Genomic DNA, 3,129 nt, shown 5'->3' on the forward strand with positions numbered 1-3,129 from the left:
GACATGATATTACCGTTCGGTGCGATAAGGTGCTTTACCCCAATCTTAGTGAAGATTACGAAATGGTAGTTCTTCCTGGAGGATACGAAGGTGCAGTCAATTTAAGAGATGATGATCGCGTGATCGCTATCCTTAAAGAAATGCAGCGCGCCGACAAGTACATCGCTGCAATGTGCGCAGCGCCGATCGTACTGGAAAGAGCAAATCTACTGGAGAACAAAGACTACACCGCATATGTAGACTATGATAAAAAAATTGCAAGCGGACATTATAAAGAAGATATTGTAGTGGTGGACGGGAAATTGATTACGAGCCGGGGTCCAGCAACAGCATACGCCTTCAGTTATGCCTTGGTCGATATCCTCGGCGGCGAATCAGCAGCAGTAAAAGATCGCATGGTCTATTACAATGCATTTGATCACAAGGGGGACAAAGTTTATGCGTAAAGTTGCGGTGTTAATGGCTGAAGGCTTCGAAGAAAGTGAAACGCTGACTATAGTGGATATTTTGAGACGTGCAGGTATTACTTGCGATACCTTCGGTTTTAAAGATGGATTCATCAAAGGTATGCATCACATCTATGTAAAAGCCGATCGCCTTTTCGGTGATGCGATCAAAGAATATGATGTTTTGGTCCTTCCTGGCGGACGGCCGGGCGGAGCGAATTTGAAGGGGAATCCGGATGTTATCGAGATGGTTCGCTATTTCGATTCCCACAACAAATATGTTGCGGCCATGTGTTCGGGGACCATCGTTTTGTCCGATGCGGGTGTAATTGACGGAAAACAAGTTACCGGATATACAGGCTATGCTGAAAAGCTGAAAGGTGGTATCTTTAAAGAAGACGTTGTCGTCTTTGATCAAAATATCATCACTAGCCAAGGTCCGGCTACCCCGTTTCCCTTTGCATACAAAATTGCTGAGGTATTAGGAAAAGATGTCAGCCAAATGAAAGAAAAAATGTTGTACAACTTTGCAGGCGGAAAATAAAGGGAAGGTGAAATCATGCTTTACGGTAAGCTCCCCATCGTATTTCTCAGTGCCATTGCTGCAGAAAAAAGAGGTTCGATCAATAGTACGATCGCGACTTATATTTTAGGGCATCTGGATAATATGAAAAACATAGGTATCAAAGAAATGGCCGAGAACTGCAGTGTTGCTCCCAGTTCAATTTCCCGGTTCTGTAAAGAAATCGGTCTGAATGGTTTCGTCGAGTTGAAGGATTTGCTTCAATCCACCGAATTTGACTATACCGGTTTTTCGGAAGATATTTCAATTGATAACCGCATCCACACTTTGGGTGAACATATCAAAACGAGCATCGATATGGTGCAAGCTTCAATTACGACTTCCAAACTGATGCAACTGACAAAGGATATCCAGCAATACGATGAAGTGGCCGTCTTCGGGTTATTGAAAGCTCAAACAGCCGCAATCATCCTTCAAAGCGATCTGCTGATGTTCCGGAAACAGATTTATACAAATATTTCCTACGCAGAGCAGATTAATTACATTATTAATGCGGATTCAAGACATTTGATTATCCTTTTCACCTATACAGGGTCCTACTTTGACTATGACAACCAACGGAATATTCTTAAAGGTAAGGATATCCCGAAAATATGGATGGTTACCGGACAGCAGAAGGAATATCCGAAATTCATATCGGACACCTTAACATTCTCTTCTCGTCAAGATTATGCCAGTCATCCTTATCAGTTGGATTACGTGGCCAGCTTGATCGGCCAGGAGTACGCACAACTGAAATAGGAATAGACAAATATGAAAAAGCAGCAATCCTTCTTGAATGAGAAGGATTGCTGCTTTTTTAGGTGAATCGGTTCATTTACTGAGAAAAGACGGACGCAGACGCTACAGGCCCAATCCGCATAATCGCTAGGCTTTGCTCGTTTCAGCGACAATCAATTGCAGGCATTCCTCGATGCTGCGCAGCATCAGGTTGTCCGTCCGGTAGATTACCCTCGTCTTGATCTTCAATGATTCAGTCGGAGTCGATAAAACGGTGACGCGCCCAGCCAGGATGTCGTCTTTGATGACGTCTTCCGACAGGATGGCGACACCCGCATCCTTCAACAAGGCTTGGCGGATCATCTCAAGACTGTTGAAGGTCATCCGATTCTGGTCGGACAGGCCGTTTCTGTGCATAAATTCCTGAAGGAAGCTGCTGTAGGAGGATTCTGACTTGTAGAAGAGCAAGGGCGGCTGCAGAACGGGTTCCCGTCGCATGCGGCTGGCCAAAGCGGTTGAAGCAACCAAGCAGATGTTGTCTTCCCGAAGCAGCCGGTCGCGCACGCCGATCGTTGTGTAATTGGCGCTGAGGATGCCGATGTCGTATTGCTTGTCGCGTACGCCTGAAAATATCAGTTTGGCGTTTTCGGCGGTATCAATCTCGATTTCGATGTCAGGAAACCGCTCATACGCTTTCGCGAAAAATTCCGACAGGTTCATCTTCATGTAATTCAGATCCCCTACAATACGCAACTTCCGCTTTTTATCGGAAAGATTCCGCATCTTGTCCACCGCTTCTTCATAAAGGCTGAATATTTGGGTGGAATACTCGAATAAGGCTTCCCCGGCTGCTGTCAGGAACAGTTTCCTGCCGGCCCGGATGAACAGTTCCTGCCCCAGATCCGATTCCAACTTTTTGATTTGTTTGGTGATTGCCGGTTGGCTCAGTTCGAAATGCTGAGCGGTTTTGGAGAAGCTTAAAAAAGTAGCGCAATAATGGAACGTCCGTAGATGTGATAAGCCCATCGTAATTCCTCCGTGTCAGGTTAGTTACCCACCCAGTATAACCAGTAGTTATGGAAAAAGGTTATGTATGTAAGAAAGTCGTGAATCCTGTCAGGAAATGTCACACATTCGGGAAAAGACGCAACTATTCAAATGTCCGTTCCAATGCTTGTGGGAATAGGAAGGCATCGTTTTCAGCAATTTACACCAAGTAGTCGGCCTTGAAAATGTTCCTTATACTTTGAATCAGGTAAGAGCAAAGCAAGGGTCCGCGCTGAATGACAGAAATCGATGGCCGTTCATCCGGATCCGAAAATGCATCAAGTGAACGGAGGGAGCTTATGTATGTCGCAAACGGAACAGGCAGGCTTAAGA

General features: G+C 45.3%; 4 protein-coding genes. 3 read left to right on the forward strand and 1 reads right to left on the reverse strand.

Annotated elements, in window-relative coordinates:
• The 3 genes from WBV27_RS07555 to WBV27_RS07565 all read left to right on the forward strand — a co-directional run.
• The coding region (locus tag WBV27_RS07555) for a DJ-1/PfpI family protein (protein WP_424200840.1) at positions 1-446 on the forward strand (446 nt) is incomplete at its 5' end.
• Positions 439-990 (forward strand): DJ-1 family glyoxalase III, encoded by a 552-nt coding sequence (locus tag WBV27_RS07560; protein WP_424200842.1) that lies wholly within the window; start codon positions 439-441, stop codon positions 988-990. The genes WBV27_RS07555 and WBV27_RS07560, both read left to right, overlap by 8 nt.
• A 15-nt stretch (positions 991-1,005) precedes the next feature.
• Positions 1,006-1,770: a MurR/RpiR family transcriptional regulator gene (locus WBV27_RS07565; protein ID WP_424200844.1), complete on the forward strand. Its 765-nt coding sequence runs from the start codon at positions 1,006-1,008 to the stop codon at positions 1,768-1,770.
• A 126-nt stretch (positions 1,771-1,896) separates the two neighbouring features.
• Here the strand turns inward: WBV27_RS07565 and WBV27_RS07570 are convergent, their stop codons facing one another.
• Entirely contained in the window at positions 1,897-2,775 is an 879-nt protein-coding gene (locus WBV27_RS07570; RefSeq protein ID WP_424200846.1) for a LysR family transcriptional regulator, read from the reverse strand.
• Positions 2,776-3,129: the final 354 nt, after the last annotated feature.

Origin of the sequence: Trichococcus sp. (assembly GCF_049589555.1) — a bacterium.
Taxonomy (GTDB): Bacteria; Bacillota; Bacilli; order Lactobacillales; family Aerococcaceae; genus Trichococcus.

Bases quoted from the DNA above. Each gene is read 5' to 3' on its own strand.
- WBV27_RS07560 (WP_424200842.1), top strand. From the start codon at position 439: ATGCGTAAAGTTGCGGTGTTAATGGCTGAAGGCTTCGAAGAAAGTGAA.
- WBV27_RS07570 (WP_424200846.1), bottom strand. From the start codon at position 2,775: ATGGGCTTATCACATCTACGGACGTTCCATTATTGCGCTACTTTTTTA.
- WBV27_RS07565 (WP_424200844.1), top strand. From the start codon at position 1,006: ATGCTTTACGGTAAGCTCCCCATCGTATTTCTCAGTGCCATTGCTGCA.